This is a genomic window from Okeania hirsuta (assembly GCF_003838195.1).
GTDB lineage: Bacteria > Cyanobacteriota > Cyanobacteriia > Cyanobacteriales > Microcoleaceae > Okeania > Okeania hirsuta.
Map to the genome: position 1 here is coordinate 1 of NZ_RCBY01000085.1, position 21,707 is coordinate 21,707.

Consider the following 21,707-nt stretch of genomic DNA (forward strand, 5'->3'; position numbering starts at 1 on the left):
AGGAGACAGGAGGAAAATTACATGGGGATTCGCTCCCCCAAGTAATTTTGAACACGACCGTTGACGGTGGGGTATTAAACCCACAAAGAAAATGATAAAATTAAGGTCAATTTAAGTGACTCATAGATAATCCCAAGTTGCTTATTTTACTGTTACCCTTAGTCTTTTCAAAAGCTTGATATAGTTGATATTTTAGGTTTTCCAGTATTCCCAGTCCATTGTTAGCTATTCTAATTTATACTCCATAGGATTCAATAATTGAAGTCGTAATAGTAATTCGATTTGGATTTTGCAGAATTTCTTGATAAGTTTTAAATTTTTTGTGGTTATATTCTTCTAAATAATTCATTGTATTTACTAACAAACTCATAAAAACTTGATTTAAGGTATTTGGATAACAATTAATCTGAGGTAAATTTACACAATTTTTGACAATTTCAATGGCTGGACGCTGATGATTAGCTTTTAGTCAATGCTGTAAAATTGTCAGAGTATTATCTATGCTTTCATTAATATCAAAAAGTACTTTTGAGGTACTATCTTCTCTAGCAAAACTTCGCAATGATACACTAATTTCACTGATGCGATCGCTGGTTTTTTTACGGAAAATAATATTTTTGGTAGCTCTTCAATCAGAAAATATATATCCATCTCTTCCGCGCCTTTTTCAATGATTAGACCAGGATTAGGAAATTGTTTTTGATATAATTTAATGTGATTAATAATTGCTGTGAGATATGTTTCCGCCAACTTGATATTACCGAAAACTATACTAACTGGATTATTTAACTCATGAGCAATACCAGCAACTAATGCCCCAATGTTAGACATTTTTTCACTTTGAATTAATTGCGATTGAGCTGTTTTAAGTTCTGCTAAAGATTGATAAAGTTCCGCAGTTCTTGCCTCTACTTTATCTTCCAGTTCGGATGCAGATTTTTGCAATTCTATTTCTGCTGCCGTCCGTTCTTTTATCTCTTTTTGTAAGCGTATATGTATCTCTATTCTCGATAAAAGTTCTTCTGGTTTAAACGGTTTAACAATATAGTCTACAGCTCCTAAATTTCAACCTTTTATTTTTTCAGTAGATTCAGAAAGTGAAGTCATAAAAATAACAGGAATATTTTTAGTGCTTTCTTAAGCTTGCAAGTAACTACAAACTTCAAAACCATCTATTCCTAGCATGATTATATCTAGCAAAATCAAATCTGGTAATACATTTTTTACCTTCTCAATTGCAGTTTCTCTATCCTCTACTGCAATGACATTAAAACCAGACTTTTTTAATACATTTAATATTAAATGGGCGTTTCGATATTGATTATCTACCACCATAATTGTGTGTTCCTTTTTTTGATTCATGGAAACTCCTTTGATGTTTTTTCTTAGCTAAAACTACATAAGTTTTCGACTTTATTCAGTACGAAACTTTATGAGCATTACCAATAGGAAATCTTGCAGATAAATCAAGATAAAAATGCACCCAATTATTATAAAAAAATCCTTGATTTTCTGGATTAAATATTTTTTGACAAATATAACTAGATTTATTGATAACAAAATCAAAGTAAATATCAGATCATTTATAATTACTTTTTTCCAGCTACTTATTATTTTCCTAAATACTACGAATTATACTCATAAAAAAATTAATTTTTTATTGTATTATTAATCATGTTAAAATTTTTATTAAAATCAGAGTAATTCTTTATCAAAACTTTTCACAATAGTATAATTACGATTTATCACTTTTTGTATTGAGATAGATACCATGCTGTAAAAATCTCAACTATGACTACTAAAAATCAGAATATTTAGGAGTATTAACCCATTGCGTATTATCATCCAAGGTTGGCGTTTTTTACCCCATTCTTATGCGATCGTAAATCAATTCCAACTACTAGAAATGCTGAACCGAAAGCATCTACAAATTTATCATCAGGATATGCCTTACATTAGCAAAAATTGGCAACCCGTCACAGGTTTATTTCCTCCTGATGCAGAAATAGCATTACGCAACATCCCCAAACCATCTCCTCAAAAAACTGCTGATGCCACATTACGAATATATGCTCCCTTTAATCTCAGTTTCTCCACAAGCAAACGAACAGCAGTTTTTGCCTGCACCGAATGGGGTATTGTTAGTAAATCTATTGTTAACGGAATGGGTGTAAAATCTTTTGCAGAAGCTCATGCTCAAGGAGATGCAATTATTATTACCCCCTCCCACTGGTCAAAAGATGGGTTTATTCGTAGTGGTGCTCAAGAAAGTCGTGTTGCTGTTGTCCCTCTTGGTGTCAACCCTGATATTTATCATCCTTTACCAACTTCTCAGAGAACTATTCTCCGCCAAAAGTTGGGCATTAATAACTATTTTGTGTTTCTCAATATTGGGGTGATGTGCAATAGTAGTCAAGGAGTGGGACGTTTACTCAAAGCATTTGCCATCATTGTTGAGCGCTATCCAGATACTAAACTTATCCTTAAAGGTAGGGATGCTATTTTTCCTTCTAAAGATTCTATTCTCAAAGCTAGCAAACTTGCACTCACTAATACACAGATAGAAAAAGTGAAGTCTAGAATTATCTATGTTGGCGAAACTCTTTCATTTTTTGAACTCGCTCAACTTTATCAAGTTGCTGATGCTTATGTTTCTCCCTATTTAGCTGAAGGTTTTAATTTGCCAGTATTGGAAGCAACAGCTTGTGGTTTGCCTGTAATATGTACAAAAGGTGGCCCGACAGATGATTTTACTAACTCTGATTTTGCTTTAAAAATTGATAGTAAACTCCAGACTAATTATACAAGGGATGGAGATACTCTCTGGTGTGTAGTACCAGAACAAGAGCATTTGATTGAATTAATGCAAACAGTTATTGAAAAATCTTTATTATTAGACCATGCTCGTCAAACTGGACCGAAATGGGTTCTTCAGCATTTTACTTGGAAGCAAGTTGTGGATCGATTATTAGATGTGCTTATTCCGTCTGTAAAATTTGGTAGACCGACTTTTGAGCCAATTATTCTTTAGAAAAGAGGGAGTAGGGAGTAGGAAGTAGGGAGTAGGGAGTAGGGAGTAGGGAGTAGGGAGTAGGGGGAAATAATTGATATATCTAGTCCAATAATTGATTTTATTTTTTATTATTGGAGATTTCTAGTGGGCAATATTAATTTAGTTTTGAAATGTTAGAGATTTTTGGTGACTTCATTTCTGTTGCGGGTTAGTTTTTGAGAGACAGGAGATAGGGAAATCAGGCAGTTTTCTCTCACCCCTTTCTTGAGTGTGTCCTTATTTCTGGGAAACCTACTAATTACCCACTAGCTTTCGGCCTAACTAAGTCTAAAACTAAGCTCCTATTTCTCAGTATTTGCTCTGTCCATAACTTTTTAGCGTTGAATAAAAAGTCATGCGAATGGGCGAGTTCACCCCAATAACATAATACTACCACATTTTTTTTGATTGTGGGAAGGCAATAGGATTCCATCCTGGGGTTCTGGGTGCTTCACAGGATGATGATTTTAACCAGTAGATAAATCTTCAGTTTACCGAATAATTAAGGTTTAAACCCTCTCCTTTAAAGGAGAAACAATGAATTAATTTTCCTTTTATTCAATCCTCTTCCTTTTAGGGACAGGTAATTATCAATTATCAATTATCAATTATTGAACCACTAGCTTTTGCCCCAACTCAGTCTAAAACCAAACTCCTATTTCTCAATACTTCTTCCCTAGACAACTTTTTTGCGTTGAATAAAAAGTCATGCTTATGGGCGAGTTCAGCCCAATAACATAATACTACCACATTTTTTTTTGATTGTGGGAATCCTATTGCCTTCCATCCAGGGGTTTTTTGGTGCTTCACAGAATGATGATTTTAACCAGTAGATAAATCTTCAATCATAGAAACTCATAATTAATAGACATCTCTAGAAAATAGGGAGTAGGGAGTAGAGAGTAGGCGGAAAGAATTAATGATTTATGTACGAGAATTAATTTGATTTTTTATTACTGGAGATGTCTAATCAAGTTGCACTTGTTAAGCTGATAACTTTATATTTAATTTTTTATTATCAAACAGGATTGGGTCTAAAACCCCGCCTTTTAAGGCGAAATATTTTTGGAGAGTTGCTCAAATCCCCTACTTCCCCTCCTGGGAGGGGGAGGGGCGAGGGGTGGGTTAACTTCTGACTTCTGACTTCGTTAAAGATACCCTCAATTTTAGAACATGAAAATTGATACTATAATAATTGTACTTCTGGTCAACAATAAACATTAAACTAACTTAACAGGACAATTATGCAATCAACAACAACTCAATCAAATACCTCAAATATGGATCTGCCAAAAAGTGGTTTACCAGTAACAATAATTACAGGTTTTCTTGGTAGTGGTAAAACTACTTTACTGAACCATATATTGCAAAATCAACAGGGTGTAAAAACTGCGGTTTTAGTAAATGAATTTGGAGAAATTGGTATTGATCATGAATTAATTGTTTCTACCGATGGAGATGACACAATGGTCGAACTTAGTAATGGTTGTGTTTGCTGCACTATTAATGAAGATTTAGTTAATGCTGTTCATCAAGTTTTAGACAGACCAGACAAAATTGATTATATAGTTGTAGAAACGACTGGTGTAGCTGACCCATTACCAGTAGCTTTAACTTTTTTAGGTACTGAATTACGAGATATGACTCGCCTAGATTCAATTATTACTTTGGTCGATGCTGCTAACTACAGTCTTGATTTGTTTAATAGTCAGGCAGCACATAGTCAAATTTTTTATAGCGATATTATTTTGTTAAATAAAACTGACCTAGTTGAGGAGAAAAATTTAGACTTATTAGAAGTGAAAATTAGAGATGTTAAAAAAGATGCGAGAATTATGAGGACTAGCCAATCACAAGTAGCTTTGCCGTTGATTCTCAGTGTGGGTTTGTTTGAGTCGGAGAAGTATTTTGAAATAAAAGAAGAAGCTCATAGCCATGACCACGACCATGAACATCATCATCACGACCATGACCACGACCATGAACATCATCATCACGACCATGACCATGACCATGAACATCATCATTACGACCACGACCATGACCATGAACATCATCATCATTCCAACCATTTAGAAAATGATGGTTTTACTTCTATTTCTTTTCAAAGTGATAAACCTCTTTCTCTTAAGAAATTCCAAGATTTTTTGGATAATAAATTGCCTGCAAATATTTTCCGAGCAAAGGGAATTTTGTGGTTTGAAGAAAGTCCTCTACGACATATATTTCATTTGAGTGGTAAGCGGTTTACTATTAATGATGATGAGTGGAAAGGTACTCCTAAAAATCAGTTAGTTTTGATTGGTCAAAATTTAGACCATGATGAGTTGCGATCGCAATTAGAGGACTGTGTTATTTCTTGAAAAGTTAGGAATAAGGAATAAGGTAATAGGTTGGAATTATTTAAATTTCCTACAAACCAAAATATCTTTTTTCTTCTGTTTCTAGGAAGTGCTGTACATTGGATTTTTTCTACGTATAAAAATGATTAGATGGAGGTTAAAAGCAATGTTTCAACATTAGGAATTAGGAGCTAGAGAAATAGAATAGGGGAAAAAGGTGGAAATGTGCCACTATATTCACCATCTACCTATCTCCCTATATTTAAGTACATAAAGTACATAAATAGACATCTCCAATAATAAAAAATTAAATCAATTATCGTACAAAAATTATCAATTATTTCCCCCTCCATACCTCTTCCCTATTCCCTCTTTTCTGGAGATGTCTAATATAAATCTCATAATAATAAAAAATTAAATCAATTATTGCACTCTTATTCATCAATTCTTTGCCTCTATGACCTACGGACGTTGCATGCAACGTCCCGATCGCCTACTCCCTCTTTATTTGGAGATACCTAAAAGATTCCAAATGGGTTCTAGACATTGATTATGCTTAAAGAAAAGAATTAGGAATCGGAAAAATTATGACTCAATATTCACCCCCATCACAATTGAGGCAATGCAAGTAAGGTTTAGTCTATTAAACAAGGGAAGTGGTAGACAAAAGTAAGTATTATCTACTCCTGACTCCTTTCCATTGAAGATTAATTAGGGCTTGCTGAATAAATCTAAAAGTCTTTGCAGATAAAGGTAAGTGCCTTTTTAAGTATCAAAAAGTGCGAGGTTTTAGGTAGTAATGGTTCAATTAGGAGCGGATTTTGGTCAAGATAGGGGCAAAAAAATTCAGGGACTATTCTTCCTACTATCTCCTCTATAATTCCCCTAACTCCTAACTCCTGACTCCTGACTCCTGACTCGGTCCTCCTACCCTCACCCATAAGACTTTTTCAGCAAACCCTAATTAATACAATTTATCTGTAAAAATGCGCTTAATAATTGTTGCTCAGACCTGATTACACTAACTATTCTCATCTTTATATTAAGTGCAAATTTATGGATAAATCTTATAAGTGGTAGTGCCAAATTAATTGCACATATTTGACAAAGGAATATATGCGATAAAAAGCAAATATAGATTTATAACGTTATGAGATTCATGTTTAGATTTAAATCCAGAAAGTAGAAAGCTTCTAGAAAGAAGAAGTCACCATAAGTAATTGTCCTCTAGTTAGAGAATGATACTAATTTCGATTTATTATTGTTCTCTAGTTTCTTCTTTGTCAAAAGAAAAAATTATTTTTAACCTTTAACTTTTTTTGTTATGCGAGTTATTATCCAAAGAGTGAATTTTTCTCAAGTCAAAGTAAATGGAAAAATTGTTGGTAAAATTGGTAAAGGATTAAATTTACTTGTAGGTATTGCAACTACTGATACGGAAGTAGAAATAGATTGGATGGTGCGTAAATGTTTAGAGATTCGTTTATTTCCTGACCTAGGTAGTAATAATAACCGTTGGGAAAAATCAGTAAAAGATATAAATGGTGAATTGTTAATCATTAGTCAATTTACTCTTTATGGAGACTGTCGCAAAGGTCGTCGTCCATCTTTTGATAATGCAGCATCTCCTGAAGTTGCTAAACAACTTTACCAGCTATTTGTAGATCGATTAAAATTGAGTTGCTTAAAGGTAGAAACTGGTATATTTGGAGCAATGATGGAAGTTGAAATTGATAATGATGGTCCGGTAACTCTATTGTTAGAAAGAGAAGCTACTTCAATAATTAATAATTAATTAGGGTTTGCTGATTAAATCTAAAAGTATTTACAGATAAAGGTAAGTGCCTTTTTAGAACGAAAAAAAGTGCAACTTTTTAAGCTTGAGCGACCAAAAAGTTAGGATAAAAGGTAGAATAATTGCAGAAAAATCAAGGGATAAAATATCCGACTAACTCCTCTAAATTTCCCATTCCTCCTGACTTCCCCTCCTGGGATGGTCTGGGGGTGGGTTGACTCCTACTTCATACCAAAAAACTTCCATAAGCAAACCCTAATTATCACAATATTTAATAAAACATCTATGAATTAAGCTATTTTTTCCACCACAAAAAATATCTTTATACCTAATTCTCTGTTGCCTATTTACTTTTTCTCAAAAGGATTTTGACAACTTAAATGTAAACTCTATATAAATGCGATAAATAAAATTTCGGGTTGACGAACCAAGATAGGGGTATTTCCACACCATTTTTTTTCAATGGTCGAGACAAAATTAATGTTATAGTAGTATAAGTAATGGATTTACCTAACAAACAGGTGTCATGTTAATATCACAATTGTTAAATTAGGGTAGTTCTAAACTTAAAAATTTAGTTAATATAATTTCAGATTTTAAATAAGGAAAGTTATGGGATTTTTTGATTCAGAAGTAGTTCAACAGGAAGCTAAACAATTATTTGAGGATTATCAATCCTTAATTAAAGTAGGAAGTGATTATGGTAAATTTGATCGAGAAGGTAAAAAAATTTATATTGAAAAGATGGAATCTATTATGGAGCGCTACCGCATTTTTATGAAGCGTTTTGAATTATCAGAAGATTTCATGGCTCAAATGACTATGGAACAACTTAAAACTCAGTTAAATCAATTTGGCATTAGTCCTCAACAAATGTTCGATCAAATGCACACAACTTTAGAAAGAATGAAGTCTGAATTAGAAAAACAGTCCTAATTGAATCAAGATAAATAACGATTTAATATATTAACCACATTATTTCAAACAGTTTTTTGGGAAATTTTTTGAAGTTATAGAAATTATAGAAATAAACAGTTTTTTTTGCTTTTCCAAATGACGGTATGATTTGAACCCATCATTAACTCACTTTCAATCTATAATTATACTTACCAATCTTACCCATTAACAAAGTTATTTTCTTTAACCCAAACTGTTGATTCTAGAAATTAATAAAAACAATTATCTTGCATTTTGTTATTTTTAGCTATTTATGTAGATACATTTTTTTCAAATTATCAAAAATATCAAAACAACTGGAGAGTACAAAGTTATGCAAAAAAACGATTTACTTTCCAGACTGAAAGTATTACTGGGAAAGGCTTACAGTACCTACAACTCTGAATAAATAGTTTTTAACCTTTAGGCCACTGAAAGCCTTAGCTAGTAATAGTTATTCCAAGAACTTCGCACTATACTAGAAAACAAGAATAATTTAGAATTTATTGTTGTACTACTTGGTTTTTAATTTCTTTTTATTTATAGCATTCTCCATTACTGTATTTTACATATCAAAAGCTTAAAATTCAAAGAACGCAAGATTTTTCTTTCTTGCTTCTTCCTTCTGCTATAGCAACAAAAAAAATGCTATTTAAGCCTTGACTCAAATCAGGAAAATTCAAAATAGAACCTATCTTAGAGATACAAACTTATAGTGTTCTTTTGTTTATTTATCTCAACGTTACTTGAAAATCTGCGTTATTCCGAAGGGGAGCGGAGGGATGGAAAAACCAATCAATATTGAGGTTTTCAAAGATTGTGTGCTATGATAGTTAAGTTAAGCCTTCTGGGCTATTAGTGTCTAGGGAAGCCGTCGGGTTGGCGACCTACTGTGGAACTACCTTAAGACCAAAAAGAAGATCGACCTCGGAGGCAGGTGCTATGTTAGCGCAGCTCCTCCGGAGGAGGCAAGAGGAAACAGAAACCCCTAATCAGTGATGGTTAGGAATCATACATTGTCGCCCAAGGGCAACGTCGGGAGGATGTCAATTGATGAATCCCCATAAACAATAAATGGCGTTGCTGATTCTGGGTATGATTTGATAATTTTGTATTTGGGATTTTTTATTTTGGATGGTTTGAACTACTTGTTAATATTAACTTTTCCCAGATCCGGTGTTCCCTATTCCCTATAAACCTACTTTCATACCTTAATTCAGCAATGCCCAATAAATCAATTTAAGGGGTTTCCAACTTTCAAATTCGCTCTTCCTTCTTAATTTTATTAGACACTAATTTATGGCCTCTCAAATTTATATGCTGGTGGAAAATATTCGCGACGCTGGCCTCTCAAGGCTTGGTTCATAAAATTACGCCAGATCGGTGCAACAGTAGTACCACCAGTAGCACCATAATTTAGAGGCCGATAATCATCATTGCCCACCCAAACAGCCGTTGCCAACTGAGGTGTATAACCTACAAACCAAACATCTCGTTCAGAAGAAGTCGTACCAGTTTTTCCAGCGGCCTGACGGCCAATCTTAGCTCTAGTAGCAGTACCTCGTTCAATTACTCCCACCAATACACTATTAAGTGACGCTACAGCCCACTGATTTAAAACCAACTTAGGTTTAGGAGTATTATCCAACAAGACATTCCCACTGGTATCTGTTACCTGTACAATAAAAGTAGTGTCAGAATGCCAACCATTATTGGCAAAAGTCGCATAAGCACCCGCCATTTCCAGAGGTGTCAAATCAACCGAACCAAGTGGTAAAGAAATAACAGGTTCCATCGGACTCTTAATCCCTAAAATGCGACAAACCTCAATTACCTTATTAAGTCCAACATATTGACCAATTTTCACCGCTGGTATATTCAAAGAAGACTCCAAAGCCTTACGAATACTAACAGACCCAGAATATCCACCGCCATAATTTCTAGGAGTGTAATAACCATTACCATCTGGATAACTAACTCGAGTATCAGACACAACCGAATATGGGGAATATCTACCCGAAGCAAAAGCAGTGTAATAAACAAAAGGCTTAAAAGCAGAACCCGGTTGCCTGCGAGCTTGAACAGCACGATTATATTGACTACTCTTAAAATCTGCCCCACCAACCATTGCTCGCACAAAGTGGGTGCGTGGATCAACTGCCACTAATGCCATTTGACCTTTGTCCCAACTCCGATAAACCCGACGGTAATATAAGATTTCATGCCATTCAGTCACAGTTCTTTCAGCCATCCGTTGGAAATTCATATCAATGGTCGTTTGTATCCGCATTCCTCCCTTAAGAACAGCATCTTTACCAAACCTCTCAGTTAACTCCTGAACAACTGCATTAGTAATATAAGGAAGTTCACTCTGACGAAAAGAGGTAACTTTACCCACTAATAATGGCTGCTTGAGAGCCTCAGCTTCCTCTTCAGCAGTAATCCAATTCAGTTCACGCAGTCTTGCTAAAACAGTGGCCTGGCGTTGCTTAGACTTTTGGTAATTGATAAATGGACTATACTCTTCTGGGGCAGGAATCATACCTGCCATCAAGGCAGCTTCAGCCAAAGTTAAATCCTTGGAGGATTTATTAAAATAGCTTTTTGCTGCAGTCTCGACTCCATAGAGATTATGACCCCAGTAAATTTGATTGAGGTATAATTCTAAAATTTCGTTTTTATCAAGAATTTGTTCCATCCTAATTGCCAAAACTGCTTCAGCCACTTTCCTACTTAGTTTGGCTGTCGGGGAGAGAAACAAATTTTTCACTAACTGCATAGTAACAGTAGAACCACCTTCAACAGTTCTACCCCGTTCTAAGTTGGCGACAAAAGCACGCATAATTCCGATAGGATAGATTCCGTAGTGATTATAGAAGTTACTATCCTCGATCGCTAGAACTGCTCGTTTTAAGTCTGGAGAAATTTGGTTTAGGGGTATGACTTCTCGGTTGGCCTCATCGTGGAGACTGGCCAATGGTCTACCTTTAACATCATATATGTGAGTTGTTTCTGAAGGTGTGTAATTTTTTAGTACCCGAACGTCTGGAAGATTACGAAAGCTGATTGCTAAACCTACCAGTCCACCAGCTACTAATGAGCTAGTCAGCATGGTAATGCCTAGTACAGTACCTGCTGTTACCTTACTGACAGATTGAACAAATCCAAAGACTGGTGAAATTTCAGACCGAGATTTTGTAGTTTGCTTATGTGGGAGGGCATTGGTGGACACTTTGATTTAACTTCCTTGACGAAATTTCAAATTTTACAGCTAGTAATTGTTTAGGTGTTAGATATATTTTGAGAGATTAACTGATTATATTAGGAAATTTTGCTGTTCGGTGTTGTACCAAATCCACTTTAGTAAAGGATGTTCCAAAAAATTGAACTCTTTGCTATACATTAGGATTTGAGCATAAGACAAGCACCTTTTCATAACCGTATTTAGTATTAGATAATATATTTTGAGAGATTAACCGATTATATTAAGGGATTTTACTGTTAATAGCTGGTAACCTCTCGACGGAATTATTTGCTTAGTTAGCAGTGAGAGACGGTCGTCTCTTATATTTATTCAGCTTACAAAACTAAATTTCAATTTTTAGAGCAGAGCTAAGTAGAGCAAACTAGAAAAAAGACGTTGCATTTTTCAATCAAAAAACCCCTAAAAGCAATGAATATAAACTTTTGAGCTAATTTACAATTTGATAGATACATAGCGCCCAAAATTTACCATGTTCTACTTAGAAATTGTTTAGGTGTTTAGATATATTTTGAGAGGTTAATTGATTTATATTCTGCAATTCTACTGCTCATAGCTGATAATCTCTTAAGTGAATTACTTGGTCAGCTAGCAGCGATAGTCGAGGGTTTCTTAATTTATTCAGCTTACAAAGTATATTAAATATTTGAAGAAGGAACAAGTAAGGACTGAAGGACTGGAAAAATGGATGGGATACTGAAAAGTTGTCACTCTGCACCTACGAACCAACCAATTGTAGATACCAGGGGTGACGGTGGGATATTAAACCCATAGGGAAAAAGATGAAAGAATAAGGTTGAATTATATTCATAAATAATTTATGTTACTTTAGCACTCTTAATTATTAAGGAGGCTTAAACACAATAATTTTTACATCTACTGAACTTTTCTATAATATTTTACTTAGATGCCATTAAGCAGTTGACTTTGTAAACTGTTCAGCGTTTAAACTATATAGTCCAATTTTTTTGTGAAAGGGAATATAGAATATAAAATCTCAATGCGTCTTAGATGACTAAAGACTAAATAGGGTTTGCTGAAAAAGTCTTTTTTAAGGAGTAGGGGAGCGGGGGAGTAGGGGAGTAGGGGAGTAGGGGAGTAGGGGAGTAGGGGAGAATTTTTTGGCCCAACTCTCGCCCAAAATACTAACTTTTTGAGCATGAAGGGCTGAAAACCAGGTACTTTTTCAAGACCTAAAAAGTCTCAAACCTTTACTTGTAAATGCTTTGATATTTATTCAGCAAGCCCTAAATATAGGATTGCTGGATAACTTAAACCATAGTTGCTCTAGATTTAATTTAACCCCCCAAACTAAAGCTATATCAATATAACTAAAACTAAATGATGACTGATAAATTTACATGGCTGCGTCGTGGCATCAGCGAAATTTTTCCAGATAGACCAGATTCTACAAACCCTGATGAAAATTTACTTCAGAGATTGGCCAATTCAGACCGACCTTTGCGAGTTAAATTAGGAATTGACCCCACAGGAGCAGATATCCATTTAGGTCATAGTATCCCGGTTCGCAAACTCCGAGCATTTCAGGATGCTGGACATACAGCAGTATTAATCATAGGAGATTTTACGGCAAGAATTGGCGACCCTACTGGGAAATCTGAAGTCCGAAAACAGTTAACTTCCGAACAGGTGCGGGAAAATGCCAAAACTTATTTAGAGCAGGTCCGGCCTATATTAGATTTTGACACGCCAGGGCGCTTAGAAATTCGCTACAACTCAGAATGGCTTTCTAAATTAGACTTGGCAAATATTCTGGAACTTTTGGCAACAATGACGGTGGGGCAAATGTTGGCGAAGGAGGGTTTTGCTCTTCGTTATCAGCAGGAAAACCCGATCTATATTCATGAGTTTCTTTATCCTTTGATGCAAGGTTATGATTCTGTGGCTGTGGATGCTGATGTGGAGTTGGGGGGTACTGACCAAAAGTTTAATATTGCTGTGGGACGAGATTTACAACGGCATTTTGGTAAAAAAACTCAGTTTGGTCTATTGATGCCGATTTTGTTGGGGACTGATGGGGTACAGAAAATGTCTAAGTCTCTGGGAAATTATGTGGGTTTATCGGAAGACCCTCTGAGTATGTATTCTAAGTTGGAAAAAATTCCTGATGACCAGATAGAACAGTATTTTGAATTATTGACTGGTTTATCTCTTGAGACTCTGCCAGAAAATCCTCGTGAAAGACAAAAGTTGTTGGCTTTGGATATTGCATCTCAGTACCACGGTAGGGAAGCTGCTTTGTTGGCTCAACAAACGGCTATGAAAGTGGTGCTTGAGGGAGATATGAGTCAAACTGAGGCAGTGCCAGAGTTTTCTTTGGCTAATGTGGAGTTTCCAGCAAAGTTGTTTTATGTTGTTAGTGCTAGTGGTTTATGTAAGAGTAGCTCTGAAGCTAGGAAAAAAATTGCCGGGGGAGCTGTACGTTTGGACGACGACCGTATTTCAGACCAGAATTTGACTTTTGACTCTCCGGCAGACCTTGATGGTAAGGTTCTACGGGTGGGTAAGAAAAACTTTGTCCGTTTGGTGAAGGATTAACTAATATTTTTGTTTAGACTCAAAGTCTGAAAAATTTAGTAGGCAAAAATTCTGACTCAGAGGGAGGGAAAATCTCAAGATGAAAATCACTCAAAACTACAACGTCTTAGTTTTTTGTTTGACTGCCCAGAAATAGACAATGGAATTTACTCAAAACTGTAACGTCTTAGTTTTTTGTTTGGCTGCCGGGAATTAAACAACTGAAAATTAACTAATACTTTTGCTCAGACTCACAGTCGGAAAAATTCAGTAGGCAAAAATTCTGACTCACAGGGAGGGAAAATCTCGAGGTGAAAATCACTCAAAACTACAACGTCTTAGTTTTTTTTGTTTGAATACCCAGAAATAAACCACTGAAAATTAATTAATACTTTTGCTGAGACTCACAGTCGGAAAAATTCAGTAGACAAAAGTTATGACTCACAGGGAGGAGAAAATATTGAGGTAAAAATCACTCAAAACTACAACGTCTTAGTTTTTTTGTTTGAATACCCAGAAATAAACCACTGAAAATTAATTAATACTTTTGCTGAGACTCACAGTCGGAAAAATTCAGTAGACAAAAGTTATGACTCACAGGGAGGAGAAAATATTGAGGTAAAAATCACTCAAAACTACAACGTCTTAGTTTTTTTGTTTGAATACCCAGAAATAAACCACTGAAAATTAATTAATACTTTTGCTGAGACTCACAGTCGGAAAAATTCAGTAGACAAAAGTTATGACTCACAGGGAGGAGAAAATATTGAGGTAAAAATCACTCAAAACTACAACGTCTTAGTTTTTTTGTTTGAATACCCAGAAATAAACCACTGAAAATTAATTAATACTTTTGCTGAGACTCACAGTCGGAAAAATTCAGTAGACAAAAGTTATGACTCACAGGGAGGAGAAAATATTGAGGTAAAAATCACTCAAAACTACAACGTCTTAGTTTTTTTGTTTGAATACCCAGAAATAAACCACTGAAAATTAATTAATACTTTTGCTGAGACTCACAGTCGGAAAAATTCAGTAGACAAAAGTTATGACTCACAGGGAGGAGAAAATATTGAGGTAAAAATCACTCAAAACTACAACGTCTTAGTTTTTTTGTTTGAATACCCAGAAATAAACCACTGAAAATTAATTAATACTTGAGGTAGAAATGACTCAAAACTGTAACGTCTTAGTTTTTTGTTTGGCTGCCGGGAATTAAACAACTGAAAATTAACTAATACTTTTGCTCAGACTCACAGTCGGAAAAATTCAGTAGGCAAAAATTCTGACTCACAGGGAGGGAAAATCTCGAGGTGAAAATCACTCAAAACTACAACGTCTTAGTTTTTTTGTTTGAATACCCAGAATATAAACCACTGAAAATTAATTAATTTTCAGTGGTCTATTTTCTGGTATTCAAACAAAAAAACTAAGACGTTGTAGTTTTGAGTGATTTTGACCTCAATATTTTCTCCTCCCTGTGAGTCATAACTTTTGTCTACTGAATTTTTCCGACTGTGAGTCTGAGCAAAAGTATTAGTTAATTTTCAGTTGTTTAATTCCGGCAGACCTTGATGGTAAGGTTCTACGGGTGGGTAAGAAAAACTTTGTCCGTTTGGTGAAGGATTAACTAATATTTTTGTTTAGACTCAAAGTCTGAAAAATTTAGTAGGCAAAAATTCTGACTCAGAGGGAGGGAAAATCTCAAGATGAAAATCACTCAAAACTACAACGTCTTAGTTTTTTGTTTGACTGCCCAGAAATAGACAATGGAATTTACTCAAAACTGTAACGTCTTAGTTTTTTGTTTGGCTGCCGGGAATTAAACAACTGAAAATTAACTAATACTTTTGCTCAGACTCACAGTCGGAAAAATTCAGTAGGCAAAAATTCTGACTCACAGGGAGGGAAAATCTCGAGGTGAAAATCACTCAAAACTACAACGTCTTAGTTTTTTTTGTTTGAATACCCAGAAATAAACCACTGAAAATTAACCCATACTGATGAAATTGATGAATATTGATAAAATTATTGTCCCGTTGGATGTTCCTACTGAGGCAGCAGCGATCGCTCTGATAGACCAATTACCGGAAATAATCTGGTGGAAGGTTGGTCTAGAATTGTTTGTTAGTTGTGGCCCTAAAATTATCTCAATTCTCAAAGAACGTCAGAAGCGGATTTTTCTGGATTTAAAGTTTCACGATATTCCTAATACTGTTGCTGGAGCTTGTCGAGCTGCTGCTAGTTATGGTGTCGATTTGTTGACTATCCATGCTACTGCTGGCAGAGTGGCTTTGACTTCTGCTCAAGAAGCTATTGTTGAAGGGGCAAAAGTTACAGGAGAAAACCCACCAAGGTTAATTGCTATTACTATTTTGACCAGTTTGACTTCTCGCGATGTGGCTTTTGACCTCAAAATTCCTCTGGAGTTGCCAGAGTATGCTTTGCAGATGGCTTTGTTGGCTCAGGAATCTGCTTTAGGTGGGGCAGTTTGTTCTCCTCAAGAGGTGGAACAGTTGAGACAGGTTTGTGGTGATGATTTTGTGTTGGTTTGTCCGGGAGTGAGGCCAACTTGGGCAGAGAAAGGAGACCAGAAGCGATCGCTTACTCCTGGTCAGGCTATTAAGGCTGGTGCTGATTATCTTGTTATTGGCCGACCTATTACTGCTGCTGCTGACCCAAAAGGGGCTTTGGAGCGCATTTGTCAGGAAATTTAAGGGGCGTTTTATTCAAAGTATTGTTATGTTTGATGCTCGATTGTTTTAAACGTCACTTCAGATAACATAGTACTATATTTAGGTTGAATAAAAAGTCATGCGTAGGTGCGAACGCCTCCCAATAATTACATACTATCAGGATTTTTGACAGAATGCAAGGCTAAATATCTTTCGATTTTTTTGAGCTTCATAAAATGAAAGATAGCTTTCACTTCTGATACCATTTCTCTGTAACAATGCGCTTAATAATTGTTGCTCAGACCTTATTACACTGACTATTCTATATTAAGTGATACATCAAGGAGAAATGGTATGATACCAAGTTGATAAATTTTTGCTACAAATATCTAGGGTATTTCTGAGGAGTCAACCCACCCCTCGCCCCTCCCCCTCCCAGGAGGGGAAGTCAGGAGTCAGGAGTCGTATGGGAATGTCTTTAATACCATTTTTTAGGGCGTAAACTATCTTTTTAGTCAAAGGGACATTTCCTATAAAGTTTTTTTATCGCTCTTACTATTCGTAACATTCTTTTTTCACGCTTGGTATAACCTACCCGTCATAACAATTACAAAAATATTGCTATAGCAGTCGCCATTAATGTTAGGAAATTCTTAAATCCTCAAACTTATTAAAAAACTTATTAAATTATTGGGAAAATTTGCTGAACAGTAAATATTTTTCAGACATGATAACTTTCAGGGAAATATCAATCTGAAAATCCTAAAGTCGAATGCTATTTTATTTGAAAATATTCATTTCTATAATCACGATTATAAGTATAGCCAGTGACAATTTATCTTTACCTAATTCCCTATTTTTGACGATTGACAATTATTTGATGGTCAGAAAAAGACGACCTAGAAGACCTAGAAAACCTAGAATAGAAATAGAAAAAATAGAATCAACAGATCCTTGGAAACCAAAATCTACTTGTCCGGATAATTCAGAAGATTTAGAAATTCTAGCCACAGATTTAATATTAGATTTGCCTGGTTATGTTAATCGTGAAATTCAACGCGATCGCCAATCAAATGAAGATTATTTAGAACGGAATATAGTTATAGCAGGTCGTCCTGAGTTTGAACCTTTACCTATAGATGATATGCCTTTTTTTCAGGAAGATATTAATCAAATTTTTCTGACAACTTTAGAAAGGCAATATAGAGATAGTCAGGTAGTTGAATTACAAAAATTTCATTGGTTATTTCTGAGGAAAAGTCAGAGACAATGGGAGTTAGTTAATATGTTTTCTATAGAAGAAAGTTTACTAGGAAATTTACCACCACAACCAGAAGATAGTAGTAATGGAGTATTTGCTAGAGGTATTAGAGTTTGGTTACAAGGATGTTATTTTGGAGATAGGGGTCAGGAGACAGGAGTCAAGAGTCAGAATGAGGAATGATATGGCATAAGGAAGAAGTAAGAAGTAAGAAGGAAGAAGAAAGAAGGCTTTAGTTATCTAGGAGAGAAGGAAAACTCAGAAGATGTCAGATTTTTAAGCTTTTGATATGTCAAATATAGTAATTGTGACTGCTATATCTTACCTTTACAATTGAATTTATGAAGATTTTTATTGGCAACTTAATTTGGGCTATTTTCCAAGTAAAAGTTCAACCAAATTCTCCACAACAAAGTATTGAATAACAGAGGATTCAGGAGATAGGATGAGGAATGAAGTATTAATTTTTTTGTGTGATTTATGGAGATTTTTATTGGTAATTTAATTCTGGCTATTTTCTAAGTAAAATATCAACGGAATTCTCCACATAAAGTATTGAATAACAGAGGATTCAGGAGATAGGATGAGGAATGAAGTATTAATTTTTTTGTGTGATTTATGGAGATTTTTATTGGTAATTTAATTCTGGCTATTTTCTAAGTAAAATATCAACGGAATTCTCAACATAAAGTATTGAATTACCTCTACCAGAAACCAAGGCTATTTCATTTTAAATTGTGCCATTTTATGTATTGACGAAACCACGTTATTTCAAGCTTTAGTAAATTTCTCTTTAGCTGTCTGAAAATCAATAAATTAATTGCAAAAATCGGCGTTGCTGACTGGTGGGTATGATTTGATAATTTTGTATTTGGGATTTTTTATTTTGGATGGTTTGAACTACTTGTGAATATTAACTGTTCCCTGTTCCCAGTTAAGTGTTCCCTATAAACCTACTTTCATACCTTAATTCAGCAATGCCCAAAAATCTAATAAGTACTTCTTTTTTACTTAATTAAATCAATTTTAAGCTTTCGTCATAGTACTTTTATTTGAGTAAACTTCGTATTTATTGGGAAAAAATCGCACACCGAACCTGTCATAGGGGATAATTCAGAACAGAGGAGGCTAAGTGTTCAACAATTAATAATTAATAATTAACAATTACCTCTCCTTGAAAACGGATAGGATTGACGCGGTAGGGAAAATTTTTTCTTCTCCTTTAAACGAGAAGCTTTAAACCTTAATTATTCGGTAATGCTCGACTCTAAATCATATATCCCTGCTCAAATTATCATCAATAAATAACCTCTATCTATCAATGGCTATTTTTCAAGTAAAAATTAAACCAAATTCCAAACAACAAAGTATTGAAACTGAAGCAGATGGTAGTTTCAAAATATGTTTGAAGTCTCCACCAGTAGATGGTAAAGCTAATCAAGAATTAATCAAAATATTGGCAAAAAAGTTTAATGTGAAAAAATCAGAAATTACGATTAAATCGGGTTTATATTCAAAGAATAAATTGATTGAAATACCTCTACCAAAAATCTAAAAATCTATAGAATTACTATCTCCCTCTAATTCATCTAATTTTTGTTTAACCGCCTGAATATCTTGCCACATTAACCACTTTGGTTTGCCAGGCTCCCGAGAAGGATTTCGCAAAAGATAAGCTGGATGAAAAATGGGCATACAAAGTCGCCCTTCCCACTCCAGCCATTGGCCTCTTATTTTAGTTATACCTCGTTTCTCACCAGTCAAAGCTTTAACTGCCGTTGCTCCAGTTAAAAGAATAATTTTCGGGTCTACAAGACGTATTTGCTCTAGTAAGTATGGTTTACAAGCTTCTATTTCTTGAGTTGTCGGAGTCCGATTTTCAGGTGGCCGACATCTAATAGCATTAGAAATATAAACGTGGCGATCGCTACTTAGCTCTACGGACTCCAAAATTTTGTCCAGTAGTTGCCCAGACCTACCAACGAATGGTAAACCTTGTTCGTCTTCATTTTGACCGGGTGCTTCGCCAATAATCATAATTTCTGCCTGGGGGTTGCCTCTACCAATGACAGCATTACTACGGTTTTTTCCTAGTTCACATCTGCAACATTGGTTACAATGGTCTGCTATTTGCTCCATTGTTTGATATGTTTCTGGTGGAATTGGAATTTTAGCGTCTGTGGGAATGAGGTTGGAGTCGAAGTCTGAATCAGAGGTAGATTCTGAATAATCATTATTGTTTGACCAGTCGAAGAGACTAAGTTGTTTTTCGTTAGACATGAAAGGAGATTTAGGAATCAATTGCCACTAGTGTTTAGTCTAAAGTTTTGGGTAGAAAGTCTCAACTTGAAGGCCATTAGTTGACATACTCCCTACATCAAATCACAGATTATGATGCGGGATTCTCATCATTGATGATTCTACGCTCATAGAGACAACTTTAGATTGGCAACATTGCTATCACCAAACCAGAGGTTGGACTCTCCCGTAGCTTTTGGGTTTCCCCCTGGTTCCGAGTGCCCCTCGGTACTGTTGACTATTGCTCCTAGCATTTCTAAACCTTTTGCCAGAATATTTCTTGCTGCGTTATGGTCTCTGTCAGCAATATAACCGCAGTGTGGACATTTGTGAGTCCTCACTGACAATAATTTCTTAACTGTTTGACCACAATTTGAACAATTTTGGCTAGTGAAATGGGGAGGTACTGCTACACAAACAATTCCGTGCAATTTAGCATAATACTCTACCCATTGTGTGAATTGATACCAACTTGCATCAGATATTGACTTGGCTAAATTATGGTTTTTAACTAGGTTAGCAATTTTCAAATCCTCATAGACTACCAAATCGTGAGATTGGATTAACGCCCGTGCAGTCTTTACCGCATGGTCTTTAAGCTGTCTACTAATTTTCAGGTGCTGCCTAGCTAATTGAATTCTTGCTTTGTGGTAGTTATTTGATTGCGGTTTTTGGCCTTTTTTATGCCGACGCGATACTTTCCGTTGTAGCTTTTTTAGTTGTTTTTCCGACTTCCTTAAATACTTAGGATTATCTACCGCTTTACCATTACTATCAGTATAAAAAGTATTTAAACCTAAATCTATTCCTACGACATTGCCTTGAAAATTATGAGTTTCTTTTCTCTCTACATTTACTAGAAATTGACAATAATAACCATCAGCTCGTCTCACAACTCTAACACGACTTATTTGTTGCTCTGAATACCAAACTAAATCACGACTTGTCCATAATTCAAATACACCAGCTTGAAAACCATCTTTAAACTCAATTTTTTTTCTGTCTGGAGATAGCTTGTAGCCAGTTGTTTTGTATTCTACCGACCGAGTGAATTTCTTGAATTTTGGATAAGCCTTTTTGCCTGGTTTATTTTGTCTACAATTTTTGTAGAATCGTTGTATTGATTGCCATGCTCTATCGGCTGATGCTTGTCTAGCTTGAGAGTTTAGCTTTTTAGCCCAAGGAAAATTAACATCTTTTGCTAGTTGTGAACAAAGCTTTTGTAGGTCGTTGCGCTTAACATCTTTATGATCTATCCAATAACGCAAGCAACTGTTTCTAATGAACTGACTTGTTAGTATCATTTCATCTAAAACTTTGTACTGATTTTGACTGCCTTTTAATTTGGCCTCAATTACTAGCAAAGTATTATTAATTCCTTGAATATATCTATCATTATAACTGAATTTACCTGAAATATCTACTGGATAAACTATTAATTTTTGTATATAATTATTGTGACATCGTTTGCGGAGCATTCCGTAGGAAATCACAATTATATACTCACCATTCATCCAGGCACTATAATCTTTGATTTAGTGCTGGCCC

The 21,707-nt window shown here is 35.2% G+C and carries 15 protein-coding genes; 9 read left to right on the forward strand and 6 right to left on the reverse strand.

What is annotated here, in order from left to right; translation table 11 throughout:
• Positions 1-235: 235 nt before the first annotated feature.
• The 3 genes from D5R40_RS41080 to D5R40_RS15610 form a co-directional block, all read right to left on the reverse strand.
• A complete protein-coding gene (locus D5R40_RS41080; protein WP_275670265.1) occupies positions 236-370 on the reverse strand; it encodes a hypothetical protein in 135 nt (44 codons plus the stop codon).
• Between the two features lie 128 nt (positions 371-498).
• The gene (locus D5R40_RS15605) at positions 499-945 is read right to left on the reverse strand and encodes a histidine kinase dimerization/phospho-acceptor domain-containing protein (RefSeq protein ID WP_124142985.1); all 447 of its coding nucleotides are present in this window, start codon (positions 943-945) and stop codon (positions 499-501) included.
• 192 nt (positions 946-1,137) lie between these two features.
• A complete protein-coding gene (locus D5R40_RS15610) occupies positions 1,138-1,362 on the reverse strand; it encodes a response regulator (RefSeq protein ID WP_124142984.1) in 225 nt (74 codons plus the stop codon).
• A 469-nt stretch (positions 1,363-1,831) separates the two neighbouring features.
• Here D5R40_RS15610 and D5R40_RS15615 point away from each other — a divergent pair, with 469 nt between their 5' ends.
• From D5R40_RS15615 to D5R40_RS15630, 4 genes are all read left to right on the forward strand, one after another.
• A complete protein-coding gene (locus D5R40_RS15615) occupies positions 1,832-3,031 on the forward strand; it encodes a glycosyltransferase (protein ID WP_124154878.1) in 1,200 nt (399 codons plus the stop codon).
• Positions 3,032-4,296: 1,265 nt separating this feature from the next.
• Positions 4,297-5,415 (forward strand): CobW family GTP-binding protein, encoded by a 1,119-nt coding sequence (locus D5R40_RS15620; protein WP_124142982.1) that lies wholly within the window; start codon positions 4,297-4,299, stop codon positions 5,413-5,415.
• A 1,303-nt stretch (positions 5,416-6,718) separates the two neighbouring features.
• Positions 6,719-7,189, forward strand: coding sequence for a D-aminoacyl-tRNA deacylase (gene dtd, locus D5R40_RS15625; protein WP_124154879.1), 471 nt, complete (start codon positions 6,719-6,721; stop codon positions 7,187-7,189).
• Positions 7,190-7,801: 612 nt separating this feature from the next.
• Positions 7,802-8,125, forward strand: coding sequence for a DUF1825 family protein (locus tag D5R40_RS15630; protein WP_124142980.1), 324 nt, complete (start codon positions 7,802-7,804; stop codon positions 8,123-8,125).
• Positions 8,126-9,422: 1,297 nt separating this feature from the next.
• Here D5R40_RS15630 and D5R40_RS15635 read toward each other — a convergent pair.
• Entirely contained in the window at positions 9,423-11,357 is a 1,935-nt protein-coding gene (locus D5R40_RS15635; RefSeq protein WP_124142979.1) for a transglycosylase domain-containing protein, read from the reverse strand.
• Positions 11,358-12,728: 1,371 nt separating this feature from the next.
• Here D5R40_RS15635 and tyrS point away from each other — a divergent pair.
• From tyrS to D5R40_RS15655, 5 genes are all read left to right on the forward strand, one after another.
• Positions 12,729-13,946: a tyrosine--tRNA ligase gene (tyrS, locus tag D5R40_RS15640; RefSeq protein ID WP_124154880.1), complete on the forward strand. Its 1,218-nt coding sequence runs from the start codon at positions 12,729-12,731 to the stop codon at positions 13,944-13,946.
• Between the two features lie 1,991 nt (positions 13,947-15,937).
• On the forward strand, positions 15,938-16,642 hold the full coding sequence (gene pyrF, locus D5R40_RS15645) for an orotidine-5'-phosphate decarboxylase (RefSeq protein ID WP_124154881.1): 705 nt from the start codon (positions 15,938-15,940) through the stop codon (positions 16,640-16,642).
• A gap of 334 nt (positions 16,643-16,976) precedes the next feature.
• The gene (locus tag D5R40_RS41085) at positions 16,977-17,102 is read left to right on the forward strand and encodes a hypothetical protein (RefSeq protein ID WP_275670264.1); all 126 of its coding nucleotides are present in this window, start codon (positions 16,977-16,979) and stop codon (positions 17,100-17,102) included.
• Between the two features lie 378 nt (positions 17,103-17,480).
• A complete protein-coding gene (locus D5R40_RS15650) occupies positions 17,481-18,044 on the forward strand; it encodes a hypothetical protein (RefSeq protein WP_124142976.1) in 564 nt (187 codons plus the stop codon).
• A 1,138-nt stretch (positions 18,045-19,182) separates the two neighbouring features.
• Positions 19,183-19,416 carry a DUF167 domain-containing protein gene (locus D5R40_RS15655; RefSeq protein ID WP_124142975.1) on the forward strand — a complete coding sequence of 78 codons (234 nt, stop codon included), beginning with the start codon at positions 19,183-19,185 and terminating at the stop codon, positions 19,414-19,416.
• Here D5R40_RS15655 and D5R40_RS15660 read toward each other — a convergent pair.
• Together D5R40_RS15660 and D5R40_RS15665 are read right to left on the reverse strand one after the other, a co-directional pair.
• On the reverse strand, positions 19,413-20,141 hold the full coding sequence (locus tag D5R40_RS15660) for a uracil-DNA glycosylase (RefSeq protein WP_124142974.1): 729 nt from the start codon (positions 20,139-20,141) through the stop codon (positions 19,413-19,415). The two genes, D5R40_RS15655 and D5R40_RS15660, sit on opposite strands and share 4 nt — an antisense overlap.
• Before the next feature lie 146 nt (positions 20,142-20,287).
• Positions 20,288-21,673, reverse strand: a complete 1,386-nt coding sequence (locus D5R40_RS15665; RefSeq protein ID WP_339379648.1) for an RNA-guided endonuclease TnpB family protein — start codon at positions 21,671-21,673, stop codon at positions 20,288-20,290.
• Positions 21,674-21,707: the final 34 nt, after the last annotated feature.

What these genes read in the sequence shown, in the direction of transcription:
- D5R40_RS41080 (WP_275670265.1), bottom strand. Translation starts at nt 370, where the DNA reads ATGAGTTTGTTAGTAAATACAATGAATTATTTAGAAGAATATAACCAC.
- D5R40_RS15610 (WP_124142984.1), bottom strand. Translation starts at nt 1,362, where the DNA reads ATGAATCAAAAAAAGGAACACACAATTATGGTGGTAGATAATCAATAT.
- D5R40_RS15620 (WP_124142982.1), top strand. Translation starts at nt 4,297, where the DNA reads ATGCAATCAACAACAACTCAATCAAATACCTCAAATATGGATCTGCCA.
- dtd (WP_124154879.1), top strand. Translation starts at nt 6,719, where the DNA reads ATGCGAGTTATTATCCAAAGAGTGAATTTTTCTCAAGTCAAAGTAAAT.
- D5R40_RS15630 (WP_124142980.1), top strand. Translation starts at nt 7,802, where the DNA reads ATGGGATTTTTTGATTCAGAAGTAGTTCAACAGGAAGCTAAACAATTA.
- tyrS (WP_124154880.1), top strand. Translation starts at nt 12,729, where the DNA reads ATGATGACTGATAAATTTACATGGCTGCGTCGTGGCATCAGCGAAATT.
- pyrF (WP_124154881.1), top strand. Translation starts at nt 15,938, where the DNA reads ATGAATATTGATAAAATTATTGTCCCGTTGGATGTTCCTACTGAGGCA.
- D5R40_RS15650 (WP_124142976.1), top strand. Translation starts at nt 17,481, where the DNA reads ATGGTCAGAAAAAGACGACCTAGAAGACCTAGAAAACCTAGAATAGAA.
- D5R40_RS15655 (WP_124142975.1), top strand. Translation starts at nt 19,183, where the DNA reads ATGGCTATTTTTCAAGTAAAAATTAAACCAAATTCCAAACAACAAAGT.
- D5R40_RS15660 (WP_124142974.1), bottom strand. Translation starts at nt 20,141, where the DNA reads ATGTCTAACGAAAAACAACTTAGTCTCTTCGACTGGTCAAACAATAAT.
- D5R40_RS15665 (WP_339379648.1), bottom strand. Translation starts at nt 21,673, where the DNA reads ATGAATGGTGAGTATATAATTGTGATTTCCTACGGAATGCTCCGCAAA.